Annotated in this window: 23 protein-coding genes; 12 read left to right on the forward strand and 11 right to left on the reverse strand. The window is 39.5% G+C overall.

Annotation, left to right across the window (positions count from 1 at the left end):
• Nucleotides 1-33 precede the first annotated feature (33 nt).
• The 5 genes from PX700_RS17080 to PX700_RS17100 form a co-directional block, all read right to left on the reverse strand.
• Entirely contained in the window at nt 34-1,710 is a 1,677-nt protein-coding gene (locus PX700_RS17080; RefSeq protein ID WP_479521383.1) for an amidohydrolase, read from the reverse strand.
• A 133-nt stretch (nt 1,711-1,843) separates the two neighbouring features.
• On the reverse strand, nt 1,844-2,080 hold the full coding sequence (locus tag PX700_RS17085; protein WP_166420479.1) for an EF-hand domain-containing protein: 237 nt from the start codon (nt 2,078-2,080) through the stop codon (nt 1,844-1,846).
• 9 nt (nt 2,081-2,089) lie between these two features.
• Nucleotides 2,090-2,326 carry an EF-hand domain-containing protein gene (locus PX700_RS17090; protein WP_415636602.1) on the reverse strand — a complete coding sequence of 79 codons (237 nt, stop codon included), beginning with the start codon at nt 2,324-2,326 and terminating at the stop codon, nt 2,090-2,092.
• Nucleotides 2,327-2,506: 180 nt separating this feature from the next.
• The gene (locus PX700_RS17095; protein ID WP_415636601.1) at nt 2,507-2,734 is read right to left on the reverse strand and encodes an EF-hand domain-containing protein; all 228 of its coding nucleotides are present in this window, start codon (nt 2,732-2,734) and stop codon (nt 2,507-2,509) included.
• 24 nt (nt 2,735-2,758) lie between these two features.
• A complete protein-coding gene (locus PX700_RS17100; RefSeq protein ID WP_479521384.1) occupies nt 2,759-2,992 on the reverse strand; it encodes an EF-hand domain-containing protein in 234 nt (77 codons plus the stop codon).
• A 330-nt stretch (nt 2,993-3,322) separates the two neighbouring features.
• On the opposite strand from PX700_RS17100, the gene PX700_RS17105 reads away from it, so the two are divergent.
• Genes PX700_RS17105 through PX700_RS17125 form a run of 5 tightly spaced genes read left to right on the forward strand, consistent with a single transcriptional unit; the run spans nt 3,323 to nt 8,363 of the window.
• On the forward strand, nt 3,323-4,780 hold the full coding sequence (locus PX700_RS17105) for a sensor histidine kinase (protein WP_479521385.1): 1,458 nt from the start codon (nt 3,323-3,325) through the stop codon (nt 4,778-4,780).
• Between the two features lies 1 nt (nt 4,781).
• Nucleotides 4,782-5,327, forward strand: a complete 546-nt coding sequence (locus tag PX700_RS17110) for a hypothetical protein (protein ID WP_197179923.1) — start codon at nt 4,782-4,784, stop codon at nt 5,325-5,327.
• 2 nt (nt 5,328-5,329) lie between these two features.
• Nucleotides 5,330-6,679, forward strand: a complete 1,350-nt coding sequence (locus PX700_RS17115; protein ID WP_479521386.1) for a sigma 54-interacting transcriptional regulator — start codon at nt 5,330-5,332, stop codon at nt 6,677-6,679.
• A gap of 8 nt (nt 6,680-6,687) precedes the next feature.
• A complete protein-coding gene (locus tag PX700_RS17120; protein ID WP_415636596.1) occupies nt 6,688-7,188 on the forward strand; it encodes a DUF1543 domain-containing protein in 501 nt (166 codons plus the stop codon).
• 23 nt (nt 7,189-7,211) lie between these two features.
• Nucleotides 7,212-8,363: a murein transglycosylase domain-containing protein gene (locus tag PX700_RS17125; RefSeq protein WP_341593010.1), complete on the forward strand. Its 1,152-nt coding sequence runs from the start codon at nt 7,212-7,214 to the stop codon at nt 8,361-8,363.
• Between the two features lie 32 nt (nt 8,364-8,395).
• Here PX700_RS17125 and PX700_RS17130 read toward each other — a convergent pair whose 3' ends face one another.
• Nucleotides 8,396-8,614 carry a hypothetical protein gene (locus tag PX700_RS17130; RefSeq protein WP_341593011.1) on the reverse strand — a complete coding sequence of 73 codons (219 nt, stop codon included), beginning with the start codon at nt 8,612-8,614 and terminating at the stop codon, nt 8,396-8,398.
• Between the two features lie 132 nt (nt 8,615-8,746).
• Between PX700_RS17130 and PX700_RS17135 the strand changes: the two genes are divergently transcribed.
• The gene (locus tag PX700_RS17135; RefSeq protein WP_479521387.1) at nt 8,747-9,997 is read left to right on the forward strand and encodes a multifunctional CCA addition/repair protein; all 1,251 of its coding nucleotides are present in this window, start codon (nt 8,747-8,749) and stop codon (nt 9,995-9,997) included.
• Between the two features lie 5 nt (nt 9,998-10,002).
• Here PX700_RS17135 and PX700_RS17140 read toward each other — a convergent pair whose 3' ends face one another.
• The 3 genes from PX700_RS17140 to pdsR all read right to left on the reverse strand — a co-directional run bounded on the left by PX700_RS17140 (nt 10,003) and on the right by pdsR (nt 13,142).
• Nucleotides 10,003-10,167: a hypothetical protein gene (locus PX700_RS17140; protein WP_197238774.1), complete on the reverse strand. Its 165-nt coding sequence runs from the start codon at nt 10,165-10,167 to the stop codon at nt 10,003-10,005.
• A 150-nt stretch (nt 10,168-10,317) separates the two neighbouring features.
• Nucleotides 10,318-12,453 carry a proteobacterial dedicated sortase system histidine kinase gene (pdsS, locus tag PX700_RS17145; RefSeq protein ID WP_479521388.1) on the reverse strand — a complete coding sequence of 712 codons (2,136 nt, stop codon included), beginning with the start codon at nt 12,451-12,453 and terminating at the stop codon, nt 10,318-10,320.
• Nucleotides 12,453-13,142 carry a proteobacterial dedicated sortase system response regulator gene (pdsR, locus tag PX700_RS17150; RefSeq protein WP_479521389.1) on the reverse strand — a complete coding sequence of 230 codons (690 nt, stop codon included), beginning with the start codon at nt 13,140-13,142 and terminating at the stop codon, nt 12,453-12,455. Before pdsR ends, pdsS begins: the two co-directional genes overlap by 1 nt.
• A 364-nt stretch (nt 13,143-13,506) precedes the next feature.
• Between pdsR and pdsO the strand changes: the two genes are divergently transcribed.
• The 3 genes from pdsO to PX700_RS17165 are packed head-to-tail and all read left to right on the forward strand — an operon-like array spanning nt 13,507 to nt 16,933.
• Nucleotides 13,507-14,238: a sortase-associated OmpA-like protein PdsO gene (gene pdsO, locus PX700_RS17155; protein WP_479521390.1), complete on the forward strand. Its 732-nt coding sequence runs from the start codon at nt 13,507-13,509 to the stop codon at nt 14,236-14,238.
• A gap of 56 nt (nt 14,239-14,294) precedes the next feature.
• Complete coding sequence (locus PX700_RS17160; protein ID WP_479521391.1) at nt 14,295-16,310, forward strand: marine proteobacterial sortase target protein; 2,016 nt, start codon at nt 14,295-14,297, stop codon at nt 16,308-16,310.
• A gap of 17 nt (nt 16,311-16,327) precedes the next feature.
• Nucleotides 16,328-16,933, forward strand: a complete 606-nt coding sequence (locus PX700_RS17165; protein ID WP_479521392.1) for a class GN sortase — start codon at nt 16,328-16,330, stop codon at nt 16,931-16,933.
• Here the strand turns inward: PX700_RS17165 and PX700_RS17170 are convergent.
• Nucleotides 16,828-17,787, reverse strand: coding sequence for a DMT family transporter (locus PX700_RS17170; protein ID WP_024604368.1), 960 nt, complete (start codon nt 17,785-17,787; stop codon nt 16,828-16,830). The two genes, PX700_RS17165 and PX700_RS17170, sit on opposite strands and share 106 nt — an antisense overlap.
• Before the next feature lie 119 nt (nt 17,788-17,906).
• Here PX700_RS17170 and proB point away from each other — a divergent pair, with 119 nt between their 5' ends.
• The 3 genes from proB (at nt 17,907) to gltX (ending at nt 21,010) form a co-directional block, all read left to right on the forward strand.
• On the forward strand, nt 17,907-19,010 hold the full coding sequence (gene proB, locus PX700_RS17175; protein ID WP_479521393.1) for a glutamate 5-kinase: 1,104 nt from the start codon (nt 17,907-17,909) through the stop codon (nt 19,008-19,010).
• 116 nt (nt 19,011-19,126) lie between these two features.
• Nucleotides 19,127-19,486, forward strand: coding sequence for a glutaredoxin family protein (locus PX700_RS17180; RefSeq protein WP_007581591.1), 360 nt, complete (start codon nt 19,127-19,129; stop codon nt 19,484-19,486).
• Nucleotides 19,487-19,525: 39 nt separating this feature from the next.
• Entirely contained in the window at nt 19,526-21,010 is a 1,485-nt protein-coding gene (gltX, locus tag PX700_RS17185) for a glutamate--tRNA ligase (RefSeq protein WP_479521394.1), read from the forward strand.
• Nucleotides 21,011-21,098: 88 nt separating this feature from the next.
• Here the strand turns inward: gltX and PX700_RS17190 are convergent, their stop codons facing one another.
• The gene (locus PX700_RS17190; RefSeq protein WP_479521395.1) at nt 21,099-22,067 is read right to left on the reverse strand and encodes an integron integrase; all 969 of its coding nucleotides are present in this window, start codon (nt 22,065-22,067) and stop codon (nt 21,099-21,101) included.
• Nucleotides 22,068-22,633: the final 566 nt, after the last annotated feature.

Below are 22,633 nucleotides of genomic sequence, written 5' to 3' on the forward strand. Positions count from 1 at the left end.
AATAAAAATTACTAATTAGTTAATTGATATTGATTAAAGCGTTTTTATAACCTCTTCTTTTTTATAGCGAAGCTTACCTGCTACCCAAGTTTGTAGCACGTTCGTCTTGTATATCTCGTCAACCGGTACTTTAAAGTAGTCTTTATCAATTAAAATAAAGTCGGCCCATTTACCTGTTTCTAAACTACCTACCTTAAATTCTTGATGAGCTGCATAGGCGCCACCGAGAGTAAATGCACGTAGTGCATCTTCGCGGCTTAGTACTTCACTTGCACGCCAGCCATTTTCAGGCAGTTTGTTATGATCCATACGTGTGATAGCTGAATACAAACCATCAAATGGATTTGCAAGCTCTACAGGGTAATTAGAGCCTGCTGCAACAACAGACCCTTGCTGTAAAAATGTTTGCCAAGCGTAAGCACCGCTTAATTGTTTTTCAGTTAAACGCTGCTCTGCCATATGCATATCAGAAGTGGCGTGTACCGGCTGCATAGAAGGTATTATTTTTAACGCTTTAAAACGAGGGATATCCTCAGGCGTTACAATTTGTGCGTGCTCGATACGATTACGCAGTAATATACCGCCGGTTTTTTTAAACACATTTTGATAGGCATCGAGTACTACTTTATTTGCTTTATCACCAATTGCGTGGGTATTTGCGCTAAAGCCGCTTTTAAAGCTTTGTGTAAAGAGCGCTTCGAGCTTTTCTTGTGTTTCAAGCATTAAACCATGGTGGCCAGCTCTGTCTGCATATTCTTCAATCAGAGCGGCGCCGCGAGAGCCCAGTGCGCCATCGGCGTAAACTTTAACACTGCGAATTTCCATAAAGTCATTTTTGTCGTGGTATCGACCTGCTTTTAACATTGTGCCTAAATCAGGGCTTGCACCACTTAACATTGCCACAATACGTAGCGGTAAATTACCAAGGTCGCCGCGCTCTTTGTAAACTTCCCATGTGGTTTTATCAATGCCAGCATCGTGAGTAGAAGTAATGCCTAAACTTAATAAATGCTTACCTGCTGCATCTAGTGAGTCACTTATATCTTGCTTTGAAGGGGCTGGCATATGCTGGGTAATTAACGATTCTGCTTTATCTACAAAAATACCTGTAGGATTACCAAATTCGTCTTTAATTATTTCACCGCCTTCAGGGGCTTTTGTTTGGGCGGTAATACCAGCAAGTTCGAGCACTTTTGAATTAACCCAAATGGCATGGCCATCAACCCGCGAAAGTACCACTGGTCGATCGTTAACTACATTGTCTAAATCTTTAGCTGTTGGGAAGCGTGTATTAGCCCAAAGTTCTTGGTTCCAACCACGTCCTATAATCCAGCCTTGTTTTTTATCGGCAAATATTTTTAGTTTATTTGTTACTTCATCAACTGATTTTGCACCGCGTACATCAAGTTGCGATAAATTGTCGCCAAGGCCAATAACGTGCCCATGGGCATCAATTAAGCCAGGTAATAAGGTATTACCGTGTGCATCAATTAGTTTAGCGTCTGGGTAACTATCTTTAAGTGTATCGCTACCTAGCTTAACTACCTTGCCATTTTTAATAACGAGGGTAGTGAATTGCTGTACTTCACCTTGATATAAAGGCGTGTAGCCATTGGCGTTATAAATTACTTTAGTTTGTGCGAGAGTGTAACTAGAACTAGCGCAAAGGCTGGCTAGGATGAGTGGTTTGATCATTTTTTTGAGCGACATAAGGCATTATTTTTTATTGTTAGTGCGTTAACACTAGCAAACCCAATTTTATAATACCAATATGTGAGATGAATTATAATGAAGAAAAAAGTAGTAAAGCTAGAACATAAAAATATCTAGCTTTTGAAAGGGTTTACTTACTAGCGTATAAGCTGTATTCACTTAGCGTTAGCTTACCGTCTTTGTCTTGATCGTAGCTTGAAAACCGAGACCAAAGAGCGGGATCTACTGCTGTTTCTGCGCGTGTTAAAAAACCATCCTGGTTTCTATCAAGTTTTTCAAATTGCTCTGCAACATTGTTGCTTGCAGCAAAGCCTAATGTGCTAAAAATACTAAACGCAAAAAGCGTTATATAGCTTGTTTTTTTCATGAAAAATACTCAGTAGAGGTTATTAGTAAGGTAATTTTTAAATTCGATTAACGAAATTTGGTTATCTTGATTTTTATCCCATTTTTCAAATGTGTTTAAAAGTTGTGGTTGGGGATCAAGTTCGTCATGTGTCAGATAGCCACTTTTGTCATTATCAAGGTGATCAAAGCGTTGCTTTACATCAAGTGCAGCGGCATCAAAACTTAATAGCATTAAAATGCTTATAACTAGGGAAAGTATCTTCATGGCATTCCTTCCAAAAGATGTATTAAAATTTTGTGGCTGAAATAAGAGGAAAAAGCACTTGCCGTAATTTAACTCCCAACATTAAATCCTTTTACACACTCCCTCAGGGATTATGGCAAATGCTTTTAATTCCAGTCTACCTATAACAAGCTTAAGTAAAGCTTAATCAGTAATTACTGATTAAGCTTTAAAGCTTTCAAATTCTTTTTTTGAGATTTTTTCATCACCGTCTTCATCTAAGTCGGCAAATTGTCTCATTACTTCCTTGTCTTCTTTTGCTTCCACAATAGATATTTGCCCATCCATATCTTTATCTAAATGGGCGAAACGTATATTTGTAGGCGATGCGAGTACAGTAGCACTAATGGCTAAAAACATTAATGCAAAAGCGGCTATAAGTTGTTTCATAATCACGTTCCTTATTAAATGAGTTTATTGGATAAACTTTTTGAATTCATCTAGCGACAATTGACCGTTTTGATTGGTATCAATTTGTGAAAAATTTTCGTGTAAAACGGCATCTTCACCTGCTTCGGCTTCACTTAATGTGCCGTTACTGTCTTTATCAAGCTCGTTAAAAGTCGCGTGAACGTCCATGGCATGTGCGTTAGCGCCTAAAAACCCTAAAGTGAGTAATGATGAGATTGCTAAAATGCGTTTGTTCATAATTATTTCCTTATTGATTGAAGTTACTACACGTATTACAAAAATGATGCCAAAATTAATTGTTGTTTATTTTCAATTGCTTATTGTTTTTAGATCAAGTGAGTGAGCAGTTTTTACAGGTTTTGTTGTAAATTTTGTATATCTTTTGCAACATTATTTAATGATGTTGATGAGAGGGTTCTAAAATCAATGACTTACGTTGTCTCCATTTGGCGACACGCTATTTTGTTAGTGTTAGTTGTTAATCGTATTAAATATAATTGCTGGTTCAGCTAGTGTATAAGGTAAGCACTTAATAATAGAGCGCTTAACTTAAAAGGACAAAACGCAATGCCAGCAACCATAGCTAAAAAATACCAAGCAATGCTTAACTGGCGGCCTAATTTAATTGGGCAATTTGCAATGAGTATGCTGCTTTCGTTACTCCCCCTTTCTATAGTGGTAATCGTATTTTTAAATGCCCTTAATAAGCAATTAGCGGTTACTCAAAATATTGTAAGTAACAACTACCAAGTTACTAAATCGTTTAATACTCTAAAGCAAGAACTCAACAGCCTTGAGCGCGCCACTAGGCAAAACTGGGTATTAAAAAGTGAATCGCTCGATAAACTCATTGTCGATAAATGGCAATCATCCTTGCAAAGTATCGATGAGCTTAAATTTGTAAACACGAATAAAGATTATACTCACCAATGGCAGCGCTTATATACCACCTTACAAACCGCGCATGCTGAATTGGTTGAGCAAAAACAACAACAAGCTGAGTTGTTTGTGCCAGTGAGCGATTTAGTTGCTGAGCTTACTTTATGGCTACGTGATAAAAACGAAGCGCAAATCACCAATAACCAAAATGAGCTGACAAGCTTGCAAGCTTCATTTATAAACTGGCTGGTGGCACTTATTCCACTTACTTTAATTGTAGGAGGTGGTTTTTTATGGCGCATAAGTGGGCGACTAAAAGGGTTAACTACGGTTATTGATAAGCTAGGGCAGGGACATTGGCAGCAAAAAATATCTGTGAAAGGCTCCGCTGAGCTAGTTGAGCTAGGAGAAAAACTCCAATGGGTGCAAGAGCAACTTCATATGCTTGAGCAGCAAAAAGATACTTTTTTACGCCATGTAACACACGAGCTAAAAACGCCGCTTGCTTCAATGGTCGAAGGCACTGATTTACTAACTGATGAAATAGTAGGCCCAATTACCGCTGAGCAAAAAGCAGTGCTTGAGCTTATTAGCCAATCTATGATGCGGCTTCGCACAATGATTGACAGCTTACTGAGTTATAATGCGATTCGCACCAGTAAAGACAGCCTAAGCGAAGTTGAATTTAGTCTTCTTATTAATAAAATTAATAGTCATTTTGAGCATCGTTTAAGTGCGCGTGAGCAGGCTCTAAAATGGCAAAATAACTTACCAAATAAACCGCTTGCTTTACCTAGTGAGCTTATTGAGATGATTTTAATTCAGCTTATTTCAAATGGCTTGAAATTTTCAGAAGATAAGCAGATCGTTACTATTAATTTAGTACTTGAACAAAATCAACTTTGTATTGCTGTACTTGATAAAGGCTGCGGTATTAAAGAGCAAGAAAAAACTCAAATTTTCAGCGCATTTTATCAAGGTAAACACAGTAAAAATGTTACGCTGCAAGGCAGTGGGCTGGGCTTAACTATTGTAAAAGAATCTGTTGAACAGTTAAGAGGAACACTTACTGTTGAGCATAACGAGCCACATGGTTGCCGGTTTTCAATTAAAATTCCCATAACAAAAAATCTAGGAGTTAATTAACATGCGCTTGCGTTTAATCGCTATTTTAAGTGTGCTCAGTAGCAGCATGGTTATATCTGGTTGTGAAATTAATAATGGGCAAGAAGAGCGTGTGTCAATTACACCAGCACCTGTGGTCGATACTAAAATAAAAAACGACAAAAACAGTAAACCTAGTCCAAAACCCAGACCAAAAATTGAACCTAGCTATCCTCCAGCAGATCAAGTTATTGCATGGCACGCTAATCAGTGTGGTGGATTTAAATTAGTGCCTAAAAAAGATATTTTTACAGGCGAGAACGACCTTAAACGCTTTTTTAAATTTATGTGTTTAAATATAAATGATGATCCAAATACAGTAATGACTAAGTTACTAAAACTCGATTTAGCTTACTTTTGGCCAGACGACATTAAGCAATATTTATGGCTTCAAAAACAGCAAGTGACGATGCAAATAAATGCTAAAAAAGAGCAGCAAGCACTTAACAATAAAATGCAAGAAACCCTCTCATCGTTAGCAACTATTGAGCAACAGCTTTTACTACGAGAAGAAACTAAGGAGCAGTAACTATGGCAGCAACTAAAGTGCAAGGTGCAAAAGTATTACTCGTTGACGACGACGCTAGCTTATTAAAACTGCTCGCTATTCGCATTGAATCAAAAGGGTACGAAGTAACGACCTGTGAAAGTGGCTTAATTGCACTACAAATACTTAAAAGCCAAGTGTTTGACGCTGTAATAACCGACTTGCGTATGGATGAAATGGATGGCATGGCACTGCACCGCCAATTGCAAAGCCGTTACCCTGCATTGCCTGTCATTATGATGACAGCGCACGGCTCTATTCCTGATGCGGTAGAAGCGACCAAACAAGGCATTTTTGCATTCATAACTAAACCTGTAGATAAAGATGAGTTATTTGACAGCCTTGCTAAAGCGATAGAAATTCACGGTGTGAACGCTGATGAAGCTGCGCCAAAAAGCAATATAGTTACGCGTAGTGGTACAATGCTTCACTTGCTCGAACAAGTAAAACTACTTGGGCCAACGCAAGTTAATGTACTTATATCTGGTGCCAGTGGTACAGGTAAAGAGTTACTTGCACAGGCTATTCATCAACATAGCCACGTAAGCGACGGACCTTTTGTTGCAATTAACTGTGGGGCTGTACCGGGCGAGCTTTTAGAATCCGAATTATTTGGCCATAAAAAAGGCTCTTTTACGGGCGCAATTAAAGATCACCAAGGGTTGTTTCAACAAGCTGAGGGTGGCACGTTATTTTTAGATGAAATAGGCGACATGCCACTTAACTTACAGGTTAAACTACTGCGCGTATTACAAGAAAAAACGATTCGTCCGGTGGGTTTTCAAGAAGAAATAGCAATTGATGTACGCATTGTATCGGCAACACATAAAAATTTACCAGAAGCTATTTTAAACCAACAATTTAGAGAAGATTTATACTATCGCTTAAATGTCGTTAATTTAAAATTACCGCCACTGTGTGAGCGCCGCGAAGATATAAGCTTATTAGCGCAGTACTTTAGCGCAAGCATTGCCAAACGTATGAACCAAAATGAAAAGCACTTTGCCAGCGATGCCATGCATGCGCTTGTGCGTTACGATTGGCCGGGTAATATTCGTCAATTACAAAACGTCGTAGAGCAAGTGGTCGCATTAACACCAAGCGAAGTGATCTCAGAACATTTAGTGTTGGCTGCACTTAACAGTAATGAAAAAAATGTAGAGCCGTTATCACTTAACGACGCTAAAAAAGAATTTGAACGCGACTACGTAATCAATACTTTAAAAATGGCAGGTGGCAATGTAGCAGAAGGCGCTAAACTTGCTAAACGTAATCGCTCTGATTTTTATAAGTTGATTAAAAAGCATAATATTGATGTTGATAATTTAGGTTAAGGAAAAGCATGCAGTTATTTATGGTGTATTTGGGTGGTCGAATTCAAGGCTGCCACATTGAAATGCACGATATTCGCTTTGTAGTAGGGGAGAATATTGAGCAAACCTACTCAAAGTTAAAAAGCCAATGGGTGGGCGATAAAAGCAGTGTTCATATGGATAGCTTTATGGCAATAAAGCACATTGATGGATTTAAAGTAGAAGTGGTTGATAGCTACGTTGAACAAAATAAACAACTTTACTTTGTAAACCTAGGGGCTTATAGAAGTGACTCTATGGCTGAGCAACACGACTTTGCACTATATGTTGCAAGTAGTAGCAATGAGGCCAAGCAACGCGCTAAAAATGATTTACTCGCAGGCCTTAGCCATATTCATAAAGACGATCTGCACGACGTGGACGATTGTTTCGCAATTGACTTACTCGATAGCCCCTATAAAATAAAGTTAACTAAAAGTGAAAAAAGCCAACAAATAAAACCAGATTGGTTTGGTTATCACATTTTATAATTTGTTTCATTTAGGGAAAATGCGTGAAAAAATATGGGCTATGCAGCTTAATTGTACTATTGAGTGGGTGTGAATCAGTATCTCACTTAGCACCAGTAAAAGATTTAAATATACTCGTCCATCAAATTAAAAATAATCCTACCGATGTTGTAACGATCAAAAAGCAAGTTGAAAAAACGCATTACTCAATCAAGCAGCAAGTTGGGAGCGTGGGTCAGTTATTAGCAACTTTAGAAAGTATAGTAAGTAAGAAGTGGGGGGCACAAAATACGCAACAACCCACGCGAAGAAAATACGTAAAATACAGCAATAATTATCAAGCTAGAGCCATAATTGATTTTGATAGCAGCACTGTTCAGGTTGAAACAATAGCGACTAATAATACAGAAGTGCTATTAAACCAAGCAATTGTTACCACGCTTTTAACCTCGAGCGACCCAGGTAAAACTGATATTTTTACAAGTGAAGATCCGATTTTAGAAGGCGAACCTTTTTTATATCAGCAAGTATTAGACGAAGATGGGCTACCCATTAAATATCAGTGGCGAGCAAATCGATTTGCTCGTTATTTAATTGATAATAAAAAGCAGACTAACTATAGCAATGGCCACCAAGTTACTTCGGTTACTTTTGAGCTAGTAGAGCAAAATGCCCATCTACGAAAGCAAAAATATAGTGAGTATGTGTTGGCTGCATCAAAAAAATATCAAATATCAGCATCACTCATATACGGCATTATTGAGACCGAAAGTCATTTTAATCCCTATGCAGTGAGCTCTTCAAATGCATATGGTTTAATGCAAATTATTCCTGCAACGGCAGGTAAAGACGTATATGAAAGAATTAAAAAAGTGCCAGGGCAACCGAGCAAAGAAGTGCTTTTCAAACCAGAAAATAATATTGATATAGGGAGTGCTTATTTAAGTATTTTACAAAATAATTACTTGTATAAGATTAATGCCGATCAAAATCAGCACTATGCAATGATCTCATCATATAATGGTGGTGCAGGTAATGTGTTTAAAATATTTAATGAAGATAAGGATATTGCCTTTTCGCAAATAAATCAGCTGACTGCTAGTCAGTTTTATTACATATTAACAACTAAACACTCCAGAGAAGAGACTCGACGTTACCTAGAAAAAGTAACAATTGCAGAAAAAACATATCAATAATTAATAAGAGAATAACGAAAAGTAGCTATTAACTATTTTTCGTTATCATCACGTTCGCTTTTCGCTGCCATCTTAAACGCTACAATAACCAATCCAAACATAGCAAACGGCAGTGCTGCCAACATGTATTCAACCATATTGCTGTCTTGAAAATTTGCTTGTAGTAAAAAGTGACCCGCTATACACATTAAAATAACCACTAATAAAATGGGCAGTAACATGAGTTCTTTTTTTGATGAATGGTTTTTCATTGAATACGAGGCTGTAGCTAAAAGTAATACGCCATTGTAATGAGCTTACTTAAGCTTGGCAAACACCGCAGAGTTTTTTAATTAATGTTATGATTAGCGTCAAACAATTGGTCAAGTGTTATTGGGAATAAAGTGAAAAGTAACTTAAAACAAGTTTACCTCGTTGGTGGTGCAGTGCGCGACAAACTGCTAAATATAAAATCAAAAGATAACGACTATGTAGTGATTGGTGAAACACCAGGCACAATGGAGTCACTTGGTTTTGTACCAATAGGTAGCGACTTTCCGGTTTACTTGCACCCAAAAACAAAAGAAGAATATGCACTAGGGCGTACAGAGCGTAAAAGTGGAAAAGGCTATACTGGCTTTGTGGTTGATGCCAGCCCAACCGTTACGCTCGAAGAAGATTTAGCAAGGCGTGATTTAACCATAAATTCAATGGCGCTTGATAAAAACGGCGATATTATTGACCCGTTTAACGGCCAAGCTGACTTACAAAATAAAATACTGCGCCACACCACTGAGGCATTTGTAGAAGACCCTGTACGGGTATTGCGTATTGCCCGTTTTTTAGCGCGCTATGGCAGCCAGTGGAGTATTCACCCAAGTACGTATGCATTAATGCGCGAGCTTAAAAATAAAGGTGAGCTAAATCATTTAGTACCTGAGCGCGTGTGGCTTGAAACCGAAAAAGCACTGGGTGAAAAGCACCCTGAGCTTTATTTTGAAGCATTGCAAGGTTTGGGGGTTTTTCCAGAGCTTGAGCGTATGGCTAATGTACCGCAACCAGCAAACCATCATCCAGAAGGGGATGTATTTGTACATACTATGCTGGTACTTAGACGTGCAGCTGATTTAAATTTTAACTTAGAAACTCGTTTTGCAGCCCTGACTCATGACTTTGGTAAAGCACTTAGTTTTAAAAAGTATGGAAATTTACGTGGGCACGAACGCGAAGGTGTTGCGGTAGTTGAAAAGTTTTGTGAGCGTTTAAAAGTACCTAATCGTTTTCGCGACATTGGTGTACTCACCAGTGATAACCACACGCTTTGCCATACGGTCGATCAACTAAGGCCGCAAACCATTCATAAGCTAATAGTGACTAACTTAAATGCGTTGGTACACCCAGAACGTTTTATCGCGTTTACCCAAGCATGCCAATGCGATGCACAAGGGCGAGGTGAAACATTGGTTGATAAGCCATACCCACAAGCAGCTAAACTGAGAGCAATCCATGCTGAACTGCAAAAAATGGATAAGAAGCAGGTAGTGCAAAATGCACTTAAAAATGGCAAAAAAGGCCCTGAAATAGGCGAAGAAGTAAAACTTGCAGAAATAAACTGCATTAAAGCATTTTTAGAATGCGAAAAGCCTCAAGCGTAATAAAATTAGACTAAGTAGTGCGATACGCCTTGGTTTTTAGTTATGTCGTGCTTTCTTAGCTCTTTGTAGTTAGTACTTTTTGGTTTTACACTTTCAGACTCAGGTTTTTTAGAGGGCCTGTATAAGTCAAAAATAAAGTCTAGTTCTTCACGCTCTAGTGATGGTTTCATGAGTATTCCTTCAATTTAGTACTTTAATGCGATGTAGGGTATGGTTATTCGACTGAATAAAAAGTGAATAGTTACATTTGAAGTTGTACTAAATTGTAATCGGCAGTTTTGAAGGGGTAGGCGGCGCGTTAAACCGCTCTATTAGCTATTTTAGTTATGTAAAGGCAAGCTCACAGTAAACACCACACCATCGCCTTGTTCGTTATTTTGTGCAGTTACACTGCCTTTATGGTAATCGCACACCAGCCTTACAATATAAAGACCTAACCCCAAATGTGGCTGTTGCTGCATTTGCTGGCTACGTACCGACACCATAGAGTCAAAAATATGCTCAGTTAATCCTTCGGGTAAAGTGGGGCCTGCGTTACTCACTGTTAATGTTGCTTTATTTTCGCTCTGCTTAAGGCTTACATTAATAGCCGTATTGGCTTTGCTGAACTCCATCGCGTTATTAATAAGCTTATCAAGCAGCTGAGCTATAAACTCCGGTGCACCTTGCATTGGTAATTTGTTTTGGCATACAGCAAGCGTAAATAACTGGTTTGGGTAAGTAAGCTGATAGCCTTGCATGCAGCCATTTATTACTTTTTGTAAATCAAAAGGCTCAGGCTCGTTGCTTTGAATACTTTGTTCAAGACGAGTGGCTTCGCTCATAGTGGTTATTATTTTACCTAAGCGCTCAACACCTTCACTGGCGCGATCGAGGTATTTTTGACTCAGCTCGTTTTGTGGCAAACTTTGTAAGTTTTCGAGTGACGAGCGCACTACGGCAACAGGCGTGCGCAGCTCATGTGATAATCGCGACGACATATTTTCTAAGTAATCGGTATAGCCACCAAGTCGACTAACAATGTTTGAAAAACTACGAGACAGATCGCCAATTTCATCATTAGCGTCGCTGTAATTAATACTGCCGGTAACACGCCCTTGTGCATCAATTGCTTGCTCAGCAGTATCGCGCAGCCGCCTAATTCGGTTCGATATACGTGAGGCAAAAAAGAACAAGGTGACAGTACCAATTAGCATCACAGCTAAAATAACGTTAAAGAGTTTTTCGAGTGATTTATTACGCAGCGTACGTACGCCGTTTGTGGTTTCCTCTGCTATTACCGCGCCAATTACTTGGTCTTGAATCCAAATAGGGTAAGCGGCTGATAAAATAACAGCTTTGCTATCAGGGGTTAAGCGCCAAGACGATGCTGGTTGTCCTTTTAATGCTTTCGCTAAATGTGTGCCTTGCATAGAAGCTACATCGTGCAGGGTATCTAAAAACTCATTTTCGGGGCGCGTTAAAATTTTATAGTAAATTGGGTGCAAGTAATTTTGCTCAAAGCGCTGCCACCAAGTTTTAGGTGCTTGGTTAGCAAGTCCATCAGCCCATACGCCATCGGCATTTTGAATAGTGCCGGTTTGTGCCAATACCCGATGATGATTATCGACTACCCAAATACGGCTGCCACTGTGGCCCATGCCTTTTAAAATACGGCTGATTTCTGGGGAAGGTACGAGTACCGAGCCTAAATCGCTTGGGTTATTTAAGTTTGAGGTCGACATTATTTTTGGCTCTAGCAGTGCCTCTTTGCTATCTATGTCAACAATGGCAAAGCCAAGTTTGTTGCCCAGCATGCTTATAGGAAAGCGTAGCTCTACATTGTAGCCAGTGTCAGTACTTTCAAAATACCCCTGAATTTTTGTAAAAGGTATTTTGGTTTTAGCATCAAACGCATTAACCCAACCGTTTTGGCGCGGCGCAATAATGTAGGTATTAAATTGGCCGTCAGGGGTTTTTAGGCCAATTTGTAAATAGTCGTTATTGGTAATGCTTAAGCTATTTTTAGCGCGATAGATAAGCGTGTCGTCAGTTACTTTAAATAGCGCATATAAGTAATTATCAAACTTGCCCACCATATGATCAAACGACAAATTGCTGGCTTTATGAGTACTGTCTGTTTTTTGTAAGTAGCGTTTATCGTAATGCCAAAAGAGTGCTTGGTAGCTGTCCCAATCGGTGAGTTTACCGTCTAATTGAATAGGGTTTTTAAGATTATACGCGTATAAATCGCGGCCTTTTACTACTTGGTCTAAAAAGTTGGTTTGTTCGTCAAATAATGCGGGGCGCTCATGTAATGCGGTCGCAAGGGCGCGAGTGGTGCCTACTAGGGTTTTTTCTTGGCCTTGGCGTAAAAACTTTTCCATTTCCCATACGTACTCGTAGCCGAGCCACGGTAGCAAAAACAAAAAACATGAAAGTAAAATAAATTTACTGCGCAGGCCAAATCGTAGCATTAGTGTTGTTCCCACCTGTAACCCATGCCATACACGGTATCTATGCAATCAAAGGCGCTGTCGAGTGCTACAAACTTTTTACGAATACGTTTTACGTGCGAGGTAATTGTGCTGTCGTCTACGTAAATTTTTGCATCGCTCATTAATTCGTTACGGCTTTTAACATGGCCTGGTCGCTGGGCGAGTGAATGCAGCATCCAAAATTCGGTTACGGTTAAATCAACGAGTTGTTGCTGCCAAAATACCTGCATACGTTGCGTGTCGAGCGTTAACTGCCCGCGTGTTATGAGTGCGCTTGCATCAGCAGGTTGTGCAAGTGCTTCCATTCGGCGAAATAGCGCACCAATACGTGCAGCCAAGTGAGCTAGGCTTATGTCTTTTGTTAGGTAATCGTCGGCGCCCATGCGCAGACCGCATACAGTATCTATTTCGCTATCGCGGGCGGTTAAAAAAATAATAGGCAGTGTTTTAGAAAGCGAACGCAATGTTTGGCACAGTAAAAAACCTCCATCTATTTCATGACCTAAGCCAATATCAACAATGGCTAAATCGGGCAGGGCATTTTTAAATTCAGCTTCTGCGCTGGCGCGATCTGCAAAGCCACTCACTTGGTAGCCCTGCGCGCTAAGCATTTCTATGTAGTTTTCGCGGATTGCGGGTTCATCTTCAACGATGGCTATTTTTTTCATTCTAATCATTATCCTATCGACACTAAGAGCACTATATCGAAGTTTTTAAGTTATACCAATCTGCTTATATATGGGGTCTATTTAACGTTAAGAAAATTACGCTAGAACTAGGCAAAAGTTTTTATATCTAGTTGTTCTAAATAAAAAACTTTTAACGACGTTATAGTGCAATTTAATTCGTTAAATTGATCAAAGATTTATGCAGGTTGGTATTAAGTAAGGTTAAAAAGGCAATTGCCTTTTTTTTGCCACAATTGCTCAGCAGTTTGCCATTTTTGCTCCCCTTTGTTGCCACTTGAGCTTGTTTTAATACACCCATCAAAACAAAACATCACAAATTAAAAGTAATTTAAAGGATCAAACCATGAAAAAAACATTAATTGCATTAACACTCGTTGCTAGTTTTTGCACTCCAGTAATTGCCTCAACATCTAACACGCCATCAAAAGAAGCGCATAAAGAAACGGCTATTGGTTTAGGTGCAGGCGCTATTATTGGCGGTGTAGTGGGCGGGCCAATTGGTGCGTTTATTGGGGCATTTGCCGGAGGCTTAATAGGTGATTCAAAAGTAGCTGATAACAAAATTGCAGTGCAAGAGCGTGCCATTACAGTCATGAAAGAAAAAACTAGCGATTACCAACACGTGCTTAACCACAACAATATGTTAGAGCAACAGCTAGAAGTGCTTGCCAATCAAAATGAGCAGTTAACTCAGGCTCAAATAAATAACTTACTAGCGATGACAGTGCAATTTAAAACAGGCTCAAGTGTTATAGCCCCGCATTTTGCATTGCAGTTAGATCAACTGGTTACCTTGTTAAACAACCAACCACAACTTGCGCTTGATTTAAGTGGCTTTGCCGATCAGCGCGGCGATAAGCAAGCTAACCTTTTACTTTCTAAAAAACGCGTGAATGCGGTGCAAAGCTATTTAATAAAACACGGTGTGAGCCACAAACGCTTAAGCACGCAGGCATTTGGCGAGCAGCAAACATTGGCTAACAGCAATACAGTGGAAGATAACTTTTTTGATAGACGCGTAACGCTTACCACTCGCTCAATGAATAGTGTAAATGGCCAAACGGCGAGTAACTAAATTTAACTGAATTTAACTGAATTTAAGAAAAGCAAAGCGTTCGATGGAGTGATTTTATGTTGAGTAAACCAACCAAAATGCTTACTAAAGTAAGCATTTTTATATTCATAGTGATTGTGCTGTTAGCAAGCTTTAAAAGCCATGCACAATCACCCAAGTTAGAACTTTTTGATAGCAATGGTGCGCCAGCAGGCCCCGCAATAATATTAAAAAGCGACGCCAATATGACCTTAACCGGTCTGATCAACCATGTTGTAGTAACGCAAACCTATCAAAACGAAAACCCGTTTGCAGTTAACGCGCGCTACGTTTTTCCATTGCCTGATGAAAGCGCTGTACATGCCATGACCATGCACATTGGTGATCGAGTCATTAAAGGCCAAATTGATAAAAAAGTGGAGGCCGAAAAAAAATACGAAGAGGCTAAAAAATCAGGTAAGCAAGCGGCCCTTGTACGCCAGCAACGCGCCAATATTTTTATTACGAATGTGGCAAATATTGGCCCGGGTGAGCAAGTAATTATTGAGCTTGAGTATCAAGAGATAATTGACTACAGCAGCGGCACATTTGCTATTAGGTTTCCTACTACCATTACACCGCGTTATCACGCAATTAGTGGTGAAGTTGAGGTTAATACTCAAAATCAAGCGCATGTTAATCCGCTCCCAACAGGTTGGTTAAGCCCTGTTTATAGTACTCAAAGCATCACTCAAGATAGTACTCAAAATGATAATGTACCAAGCAGCCAATTTAGCTTAAACATTGATATAGATGTCGGCTTAGAGTTGGTGGATATCAATTCTAAATTTCATAATGTTGATGTACAAAACACTGCGTTTGGGCAATATAAAATAGCGTTAAATGAGACAAATACAGTTAATCGCGACTTTGTACTTGAGTTTAAACCGCTGCAAAAAGAGCAAGCTCAAGCTGCATTTTTTACTCAGCAGTTTGAAAATGGCGACCGATACGGTCTTGCTATGCTAATGCCACCAGGGGATCACTTTACACAAACGCAGCGCTTACCTCGTGAAATGGTATTTGTCGTTGATACGTCAGGCTCTATGCACGGGCAATCTATGGAGCAAGCTAAAAAAGCCCTGTTTTATGCGCTTTCACTACTTGATAGCGACGACAGCTTTAACATTATTGGTTTTGACAACATAGTCACTCCAATGAGCGATAAACCACTTATAGCCAGCGACTTTAATTTACGCCGTGCAGAGCGATTTATTTATAGCCTAGCAGCAGACGGCGGCACGGAAATACAAGGTGCGCTTAATGCTGTACTTGATGGCAGCGAGTTTGATGGTTTTGTACGCCAAGTTGTATTTTTAACTGATGGCAGTGTAAGTAATGAAGACGCATTGTTTAAAAACATTCAAAGTAAATTAGGCGATAGCCGCTTATTTACAGTAGGTATTGGCAGCGCACCTAACAGCTTTTTTATGCGCCGAGCGGCAGATGTCGGTAAGGGCTCATTTACGTTTATAGGCAGCACCAACGAGGTGCAACCTAAAATGCAGCAGTTGTTTGATAAGCTTGCGCATCCGGCTATTACTAATTTGGCGCTAAGCGATGAAAGCGGTAACAGTTTAGATTTTTGGCCATCACCACTACCTGATTTATATTTTGGCGAGCCTATCATGGTCGCTATAAAACTTAATAATGCTAAAAGTGTGGTACTTGCTGGGCAAACAGCACAAGGGCCTTTAAGTATTAAATTAAGTGCACAAAATAGCTCAAGCGCTCAAGGTATAGCAAAACTGTGGGCGCGCCAAAAAATCAAGTCATTACTTTTATACAACGAGCAAAATACCGTTAAAGATGAAGTACAGCAGCTTGCACTTACTCATCAATTACTTAGCCCGTTTACTGCTTTTATAGCGATTGAACAAACTCAAATAAAAGAAGTGGCAGAACAAACGGCGCAAGCTACTAATGCAGTACCGCAAGGTATGGCAATGCGCTTACCGCAAACCGATGGGCAAAGTAGGCTACACATAATATTAGGCTGTATTTTATTATTAGGATTTGGCGCTATTAAATTTAAACACAGAGCGAATCCTTAAATGAAAAGAGATTTAAAATGAAAAAGTGGCTAAGCGCGGGCTTACTAATCGCTGGGCTTGGTTTATTTGGTCACGGCGCTTATATGCAGGCAAAAGCGTGGCTTGCTCAAGTATTAATTGAGCAAGCATGGCAAGAGGCACTTAAATCACCCGGCACTAAAGTAAAACCGTGGTATTACGCCGACAGCTACGTGACTGCAAAGCTTGATTGGCCGAGTCATAATAAAACATTAAGCGTATTGGCTGGCGCGAGTGGTCGTAATTTAGCGTTTGCGCCTAGCCAATTTTTACCCGCAGGGGAGCTTGGCGGAAAAGAATTTGGAAACGAAAAAGGCGCGCTAATAGCAGGACATAACGACACCCACTTTGCATTTTTAAAAAACGCAAAAGTGGGTGAGGCGTTTACTTTGCAACTGCAAAGTGGGGTGATTCAAAATTATAAGGTAACGGGGATTGAGGTTATTCATCAATCCCAAAACGCATTTTTACAAACACCCGGGCTGTATTTGCTTACCTGTTACCCTTTTGATTCGCTTGCCTCGGGTACTGATTTAAGATTGCTTGTATCTGCGCAAATGTCTTCGCCCGATTCACTAAGCGGTATATCAACTACAAGTTCTTGATGGCGCTGGCTGACCATTACACCAATAAACACCACAAATATGCTCAGCCATTGCCACACATTAAGCACTTCGCCCAAAATAATAGCTGACAAAATAAGTGTAAAAATAGGAATTAAATTAGAATAAGCAGCAGCGGTTAATACCGATACCTTGCTAATTGCATAGTTGTACATGCCGTAGCCGCCAAGGGTTACACACGAGCCTAAATACAAAATGCTCATAAGTGCGGTTAAGTCGTGTTGGTTTTCGCTTGGCAGGTCGATAAAAAATAAAAACGGAGCAAAAAACAAGCTGCCGCTAATACCTTGCAACGCAATTAAAGTAAGCGGCGAGTAACGATTAGCTAAATGTTTAATACTTACGGTATAAAATGCAGCGCACACCATAGCCATAAGCTCTAAAAAGTTACCCAACAAGGGATTAGGTGCCTGCTCCGAATTTGGTGAAAGAAGAGTAAGTAAAATACTGCCGCCAATACACAGCGTAAAACCAACAACAATTGCTTTGCTTATGTATTCTTTAAGCAATAAAAAGGCAAGTAGCGCAATAATAATAGGTAAGCACGACACAATAACCCCAGCCTGCGAGGCCGATGTGTATTCCATTGCATGGCCTTCAAATAAAAAGTACAAGCAAGGCTCAGCAAGCGACATACCCACTAAATACTTCCAGTCACCTTTTAAATACTCAAACCGAATAACGTAACGCCACAAACAAAGCGACAAAACTAACGTGGTGAGCATGCGTAAAAATATAACCAATGCGGGGTCGTAAATGGCAATGGCGTATTTAAGCGCTATAAAAGAGCTGCCCCATAAAAAGGTGGCAATAATTAAACATAAACTGGCAGGCATAGAGAGTAATTTACATAATTTAATAAAATCAGATCCTAGCATGAATATTTTTAACTTGTTCAAAAATACCGAGCTGGTATAAATTAATTCATCTTTAATTAATCAGTAGTAAAAAGCACATGCAAAGGGAACAGGTAATAGTTGTAAAGCTTGGTACAAGCGTACTTACTGGCGGCACAGATAAACTAGATAAAGCACACATGGTTGAATTGGTACGCCAATGCTGCGAGCTTAAAAAACAAGGCCACCAGGTTATTTTAGTGTCGAGCGGTGCAGTTGCTGCTGGGCGCGAACAACTATTAAAACCCTGTGGCAGAAGCTTAATTGATAAACAAATGCTTGCTGCAATTGGACAAGGTCAACTTATTCATATTTGGCAGAGCTTATTTGCTTTATATGGGGTAAACGTAGGGCAAATGTTGCTTACCCGCGCTGATGTAGACGACAGAGAGCGCTACCTTAATGCCCGCGATACACTTAATGCGTTATTAAATTACGACGTTGTACCTATCATTAACGAAAATGACGCAGTAGCTACCAGCGAAATAAAAGTAGGCGACAACGATAACTTGTCGGCACTTGTCGCTATTTTGGCTAATGCTAATAAATTATTGCTGCTAACCGATCAAGAAGGATTATTTACCAGCGATCCGCGCACCAATGCCAATGCTACTCTTATTGGCGAAGTAACTCATATAAACGATGAGCTGCGTCAACTTGCTGGTGGCAGTGGCACAAATTTAGGCACCGGCGGTATGGCAACTAAATTGCAAGCCGCCGACATTGCAAGGCGCGCAGGCGTTGAAGTTATTATTGCTAAAGGCGCAGATAAAAACGTTATTTTAAAATGCATGAGTGACGAATTACCAGGCACGCGTTTTTTAAAACTCACCGCTCCAAAAGATGGTCGTAAAAAATGGTTACTAGCCGGGCCTAAAAGTACCGGCCAAATTGTTATTGATGCAGGTGCTATTAGCGCCCTTCAAAATAAAGGTGCAAGCTTACTCGCTAAAGGCGTTACTAATGCATTTGGACGTTTTGAACGAGGTGATTTAATTGATTTAATTGATACTAAAAATCAAGTGATTGCACGGGGATTAACGCGCTTTAGTAGTACCGAGGTAAATAAAATAAAGGGTGCGCATTCTAGTCAAATAGGCCAGTTACTCGATTACGATAGTGGCGCAGAAGTACTTCATAGGGATGATATGGTATTGCTATAGAAGCACTTTTAGTAAATTAAATTACTTGAGTGTAATTCTCGCAGTATTACACTTTTTTGATTGTAAATTTGTGCTAAAATCTGGCTCCTTAAATTGTTGTAAGCAGAGCACAGAACATGAAATTAGTTCGTTGGTTTTTAGGTTGTATAATCTTATTCTTTAATTTTGTATTTACTCCTCGCAGTAAAAAGCGTGCAAGCGACGAGCAAGCACAGCTTGATCAGCAAACCTCACAATTTAAACTGTATCAATTTAAAGCATGCCCGTTTTGTGTAAAAGTACGTCGCGCTATTAAACGCGAAGGCTTAAACATAGAAACGCGTGATGCAAAAGACAATGAGCAATATCGCCAAGAGCTACTAGAGCAAGGTGGCAAAGTTAAAGTGCCTTGCCTGCGTATAGAGCAAAACGGCCAAGTACAATGGCTGTACGAATCAAACGATATTATTGCTTACTTAAACAAAGTAGCTGCATAAACCACTTTTATTATCTCACTTATTTAAAGAGAATATACCATGACAATTCGCACCCGTGTTGCCCCGTCGCCAACTGGTGACCCGCATCTTGGCACCGCTTATATCGCCTTATTTAACTACTGTTTTGCTAAACAACAAGGCGGTGAATTTGTACTTCGTATAGAAGATACAGACCAAGTACGTAGCACGCCAGAGTCTGAACTTGCGATTATGGATAGCCTACGTTGGTTAGGACTTGAGTGGGATCATGGTCCTGATGTGGGTGGCGAATTTGGTCCTTACCGTCAATCTGAGCGTAGCGATTTATACAAAAAATACGCGCATCAGTTAGTTGACGATGGTAAAGCGTTTTACTGCTTTGCAACAAGCGAAGAGCTTGATCAAATGCGTGAAGAGCAAATGGCAGAAGGCCTGCGCCCTAAATACGACGGTCGTGGTTTAAACCATACAGAACAAGAAATTAAAGCAAACTTAGCTGAAGGCAAACCTTACGTTATACGTATGAAAATCCCAAGCGAAGGCACATTTAAGTTTAACGACTACCTACGTGATGAAATTGAGATCCCGTGGGAAAACGTAGACATGCAAGTGCTTTTAAAAGCAGATGGTTTCCCTACGTACTTTTTAGCGAACGTAGTTGACGACCACCATATGGAAATTAGCCATATTTTCCGTGGCGAAGAGTGGATTAACTCAGCACCTAAATTATTAAAACTGTATGAAGATTTTGGTTGGGAAGCGCCAGTACTTGGTCACTTACCATTACTACGTAACCCAGATAAATCAAAGCTGTCTAAGCGTAAAAACCCAACATCTATTAATTACTATAAAGAAATGGGTTACCTGCCAGAAGCCGTGCTTAACTACTTAGGCCGTATGGGTTGGTCAATGCCAGATGAGCGTGAAAAATTCACACTTAATGAAATGATTGAAAACTTCGATATGAAGCGCGTATCGCTTGGTGGCCCAGTATTCGACGTAGATAAATTAAGCTGGTTAAACGGCATGTGGATCCGCGAAAACCTAACCGACGAGCAGTTAATTCAGCGCTTTGTTGATTGGAAGTTTAACGGCGAAATGCTCGCTAAAATATTACCAGAAGTTAAAACACGTATTAATACGTTATCAGACATGGTTGAATTAGCAGGGCACTTTGTAGGTGGTATTCCAACTTACGATCCCGCGCTATTAACAGCAGGTAAAGCAGACGAAAACGTAATTCGCCAAGCACTACAATTTTTTGTATGGCAGCTTGAAGGTTTACGTAGCTTTGAAAAGCCCGCTATTTTTGCAATTGCAAAAGAAGTTGCAACATTCCACGAGCTTAAAATTAAAGACTTTTTAGAGCCAATATTTGTCGCCGTTACAGGTAAAACATCAAGTACGTCAGTGCTTGATGCAATGGAAATATTAGGCTCTGACTTATCACGTGCTCGTTTACGTGTAGCACTTGCTCATTTAGGTATTTCTAAAAAGCAGGCTAAAAATATAGAGCGCGCGTACCGCGAATACCCAAGTGCATAACATTTAATAACGACTGCTAATAGTCAGTTTTAAAGGTATTAAAAGCCGAGCTTAGTAAAATAAGCTCGGCTTCTTTTTATCGGGTCACTTATAATTTTGAAAAAGGGCTAGTAACACCATTGGCACCTTGTTGTAGTACGTGGGTATATATCTGTGTGGTTTTAACGTCAGAATGGCCAAGCTGAGCTTGAACGGTTCTTATATCGGCGCCATTTTGCAGTAAATGAGTAGCAAAAGAGTGCCTTAATGTATGGGGTGTTATTATTTTTGTTAACCCTGATTTTTGAACGGCTTTTTTCACTTCTTTTCTAATGCAAGAGTGATGAAAATGATGTCGCCTTATTTCACCACTTTGAGGATCTGAACTTAATATATGAGAAGGAAATAAATACTGCCACGCAAGCGATTTTGCGGCGCAAGGATATTTTTTTGTTAAAGCATATGGCATCCATACGCCAGAATATTTCGTATTATTTAAATCAAGTTTTAAATAGTCATCAACGTTCAAAATTTGATTTCTCAGCATAGGAATTAGCTCGATGGCCAGCGTTACAATGCGGTGTTTATTACCTTTTCCATTCCAAACTTGAATACATTTATAATCAAAATCAATATCTTTCACCCTTAATTGCACCGCTTCCATCACTCTTAAACCACTTCCATACATAAGAGCTGCAATTAAATAATAGCGCTTATTTAAATGAGCCATCAACATTTTAACTTCCTCTGGGGTCATCACGACAGGGAGCTTTGCTTGTTTTTTACTGCGGGCAAAATTTAAATTTAATGAGAGTTCGTTTTTTATTATGTGCTTGTATAAAAATGACAATGAATTTAATGCGGTGGCTTGCGTACGTGGTGCAACGTTTTGCTTTAACACTAAATGTTCTAAGTAGCGCTCGACTTCGTTGTCTCCCATTGAGGCGGGATGGCGCTTATTATGAAAATGGATATAAGATGCAATCCATCTTAGGTACGTATCTACGGTGCGTAATGAATACTGACGTACCAACATATAATCGGCTATATAATTTAAAAATGGAGAACGTGTTTTCATATTACCACCAATAATAGTGCTGTTTTTATATACAGTATAGTTGTGTTACTCCCATATTCAAGAAAATGAGCGACGAGCGCATTTTATCTTTTATTAATAGTTTGATTGCTAATAAAAAATTATATATAGCAATGTATTAAGTTATTTGATAAAAATGATTTATAAAATACATGAGCGTATCGTTGGCAGAAATATGCGCGACGAGCGCACTATAAAATTGTTATGTGTTTTAAATTCGTAGTTTAATTCGGTTTGTATTTGTTAAACGTGCGGTGTTTTAATTATGTTTTTTGGGTTTGGTGTTTAATTTTCGCCAAATTTGTTAAGGTGCGTCTCACTAATAAGCTTTGCGCTTTTTTTACTTCGTAAACAGCAAAGCTATTATTTTCGATTTAAGCGAAAGTGAGTGGCTCAAATAATGCGTTTATTCGCACAGGCAACGGCGTGACAATGCTGGCTTGGTGTTCAAGTAAACACATAACAAGTTGCTCAAGCAGGACAAATAACAGTTGGTTTTTGCTCGTGCCTCGCTTATTTTAACCAACTGATTATTTGCCTCTTAGCAA

The sequence above is a fragment of the Pseudoalteromonas sp. TP27 genome, assembly GCF_056470645.1.